The sequence below is a fragment of the Oceanisphaera marina genome, from assembly GCF_014643915.1.
GTDB classification, from domain to species: Bacteria; Pseudomonadota; Gammaproteobacteria; order Enterobacterales; family Aeromonadaceae; genus Oceanimonas; species Oceanimonas marina.
Window position 1 is genome coordinate 1 of record NZ_BMKE01000051.1, and the last position, 3,596, is coordinate 3,596.

Below are 3,596 nucleotides of genomic sequence, written 5' to 3' on the forward strand. Positions count from 1 at the left end.
ACGCAAGTCCAACAAAGCGATGAATCAGACAAAGGTCTCCACCCTCTACGGAGATTAGAAAACGCTGAGTGGACCTTCGCTGATTATCTAAGCGTTATGAGTCAGCAATCAGCCAAGCACGGAGTCAATTTGTAGAATTGTCATCCATCTTTGCTGGCTGAAATGGCGGAGCAAAAAGTAACACCGGCATCGTCTGTTGGAGAACCGAGTAAGGTACTTGGCTGTGGTGCTCAATAGCCAAGATCTCAGTTGGGCATCTCGTTGAACATTCGGCGTGCTTCATCCAATATTGGCACCGTCAGGGAGGGCGTTTTATCGTAACTGTTCACCCGCAGCGCCTTGACACTCAATAATGGGATGATCGTCTCTTGATCCGCTTTTGCTACTTGCACGATCTCCCAGTTCAGGCACGCTTATCAATATGAGTAAAAAACACACCACACCGACGGTGCCGCCCCTGACGCTGGAACAAGCGCACGAGCTGATTTTCAAGCTCATGGAGCGTATTTCCGAGCTGGAAGACCGCCTCAATCAGAACAGCGGCAACTCTTCAAAGCCCCCATCCAGCAATGGACCAGGAGGGGCACCGCCGGCTCGCCCACGCAAACGTTCCGGCAAGCAGCGCGGCGCTCAGCCTGGTCATAAAGGCCATCGTCGAGAACGGCATCCGCAGGATGAACGGGTGACGCTCGCGCCGCATTATCCGTCAGACACCTGTACCTGCTGTGGTGGCGATATGCTGGCTCATGCCAAACCACACCGAGTACATCAGGTATTTGATTTACCCGAAGTCAGCTACTTCATGACCGAGCATCAGCTTTTCCGGGCCACCTGTACGCGCTGTATCCACACGGATGAAGCCCGCCTGCCAGAGACGGTCAGCCACACCCAGATGGGTACTAACCTGCTCAGTTACATTGCCCTGCAAAGCGGCCAGTATCATCAAAGCATCAGTCAGATACAGAGCCAGCTGAAACAGCACTTCGGACTGCGTTTTAGCCGAGGCGCCATCAGCGAGGCCCAGGGCCGAGTCAGCGCCATGCTGACACCCACCTACCAGGCTATTAAACAGCAGGTGCAAACGGCTGCGCATATCCATGCCGATGAAACCCGCCACCAGCGCGGTGGTGAGCGGCGCTGGATGTGGCTGGCCCTGAGCAAAGTGGCGGTCTGCTTCATGACTGCGTTCGGTCGGGGTCAGGATGCTGCCCAACGGTTGTTGGGTGACGTGCCGGACACCTCGGTACTGGTGACCGACCAGTATGCCGGCTATCGCTTCATTGATAATGGCCAACGCCAGTTATGTTGGGCCCATGTGGCCCGTAATGTGGCTGCAATTGCCGACAGCAGTGAGCGGACTAACCATCCCATTGGTGCGCGTTTGGTGTTGCTGGCAGATACGGTGTTCCGCACCCGGCATCGTTGGGAAAACGGCGAGCTGGAGCATGCACAGTACCAACGGCGGTTGAGGCGGTGCCGACAAAGCTGGCAGGCTCAACTGAAACGCGGCATGGTGTTGTGCTCCTCGCGTTATCGGGGGCGATGCCGCTGGTTGCTCAACGATGATGACATGCTGTGGACTTTCCTGGAGGACGACCAGGTGGCCTTGACCAACAACGAGGCAGAGCGTGCGCTGCGCGGTTATGTACTGTGGCGTAAAGGCAGCTATGGCGTCTGGTCCCAGCGGGGAGAGCAGTTTCGTCAGCGTATTCTCTCGCTGGTGGAAACCGCCAAGCGTCTGGGTCGTTGTCCTCAGGAATGGTTACGTGCCGTGGTCCGCGCCTGCATCGAAAAAACGAATTACCCCATTCCTGAAGAACTGTGTGCGTCAAGCCACTCTGGGTGAACTGTTACGTTTTATCTGATCCCCTCGGCGTACGCAGGTAAGTTCTTACTTTTACTTACAGCTCATAACAAGGCCAATCACAAACGCCAGCAAGCTGGCTGGACTCGCTGACGCTCGCCTGTGTTGGCGGCGTTATGTATTTATGGAGTGTTAATTGAGATTTACAAATATTGGCCTGTTCGAGAACCGAATGATGGATCAGGGCGTAACCGTCGCCTTCTTCAATTTCCAGTATCACAACTGTGTCATTGAAACTGCGTACTCTATAAATCAAAGGAAGTTTCTCTTTGCGTTTGTAGATCACAATATCGGGTTTACATGCTCACTCCAGGGAGAGCATGCAAGTGGGTATATTAACCATAAAGCAGCCGTAGAGCAGTTGATGAGATGCCGTAACCATGACCGCTATGACCCAAAGCATTTTTATGAACTGTTGAATGATTATTTGCCGAGCGCTCGCTTTTCACAAATAAACCAACCGCAGTATAAGCTCGCAGCACAGAAGGCTGTCTCGAACTTTGAAGATAGAATTTTCTTCAACCATTGGCGTAACTCAAATATGTCGGAAAATCAGCGGCAAAAGACCATTGAGCTTATGGGGCATGAAGTAATTGATTTTTGTGAGAAAAATCACCTCATTCCTGTTTTCTACCCTTACCCAACTGACCGAACACTCGCAGCCTTTGAGAATTTCCAAGCGGATTATGTTGGGTTTGGTCTGCGACAGTAATACATAACCAGGCCAAGCACTGCGACAGCTTTTCCGTTGCGGCTTCGCCTTCATGGAAAAGCTGCACGTGTTGGCAGCGTTATGAGTATTTAGTCAGCTAGTTGTGAAGTCAGTTGGCGGAGTTTTCTTCAACCGAAGTCGCGGAACAAAGGGTAACACCGGCATCGCCTGTTGGAGAACCGGGCAAGGTACTTGGCCTTGGGCTTCAACCTTTGAAATCTCTGCTCGGCATCTCGTTGAACATTCAGCATGCTTCGTTTTGAATTTGCTGCGTTTAATCACAGAGCCCAAAGTGAGTAATTGGTTCTTACTTAAAGTCATAACAAGGCCAATCACAAACGCCAGCAAGCTGGCTGGACTCGCTAACGCTCGCCTGTGTTGGCGGCGTTATGTGTAAAAGGAACGTTATGGAAAGCATTGATGAATTAGTATACAAACTAGCTGCTATTATTGATGAAAACGCAGAAGGTAATGGTTTCGTTAGAACTTTTAAAGTTGATGTGGTCGAAAAAGAATGGAATAAATTGAACAGTGGTGTGTGTTTCAAGAAAGTATTAACCAAACTAATATCTCGTAATCAAGTTGGCATTGTCGGCAAAAATACTTGCGAGATACGTGATATAGACAGAACGGATTAATCATCGTAAACACCAACCAATACATAACAAGCAGCGGCACAATCGCCCGCAAAAAACGCGGGCTGGACTCGCTACGCTCGCCTGTGCGCTGAGCGTTACTAATCAAATTAGGATGAAATTGTGAACGAAAAGGTTGGTGTGCTGGTTAAGAAAATGGAGTATGAGTACGGTCTGTTCCATCATTTATTAGGTGAACGTAAAATAGACACATCTGATGAGTATAAGAAAATTAATTATGCTTACTTCAGAATATTTGCGACGCATTATGAAGGGTTGAACCGGAACGTGTCAACCTCACTTGAACCAACTTTTTAGCAATTAAATTGCTTTCAGTATGGCTCTTTGCAGCGTCGGGAAGTTCACTCCTTGCTCAGTAACGGAT

4 protein-coding genes are annotated in these 3,596 nt (G+C 50.0%); 3 read left to right on the forward strand and 1 reads right to left on the reverse strand.

The window, feature by feature from the left end:
* Positions 1 to 245: 245 nt before the first annotated feature.
* Entirely contained in the window at positions 246 to 392 is a 147-nt protein-coding gene (locus tag IEW52_RS15450) for a hypothetical protein (RefSeq protein WP_188630977.1), read from the reverse strand.
* A 29-nt stretch (positions 393 to 421) separates the two neighbouring features.
* Between IEW52_RS15450 and tnpC the strand changes: the two genes are divergently transcribed.
* The 3 genes from tnpC to IEW52_RS15465 all read left to right on the forward strand — a co-directional run bounded on the left by tnpC (position 422) and on the right by IEW52_RS15465 (position 3,214).
* The gene (tnpC, locus tag IEW52_RS15455) at positions 422 to 1,846 is read left to right on the forward strand and encodes an IS66 family transposase (protein ID WP_188630978.1); all 1,425 of its coding nucleotides are present in this window, start codon (positions 422 to 424) and stop codon (positions 1,844 to 1,846) included.
* Positions 1,847 to 2,000: 154 nt separating this feature from the next.
* The gene (locus IEW52_RS15460) at positions 2,001 to 2,576 is read left to right on the forward strand and encodes a DUF6037 family protein (protein WP_188630979.1); all 576 of its coding nucleotides are present in this window, start codon (positions 2,001 to 2,003) and stop codon (positions 2,574 to 2,576) included.
* Positions 2,577 to 2,983: 407 nt separating this feature from the next.
* Positions 2,984 to 3,214, forward strand: coding sequence for a hypothetical protein (locus IEW52_RS15465; RefSeq protein ID WP_188630980.1), 231 nt, complete (start codon positions 2,984 to 2,986; stop codon positions 3,212 to 3,214).
* Positions 3,215 to 3,596 lie beyond the last annotated feature (382 nt).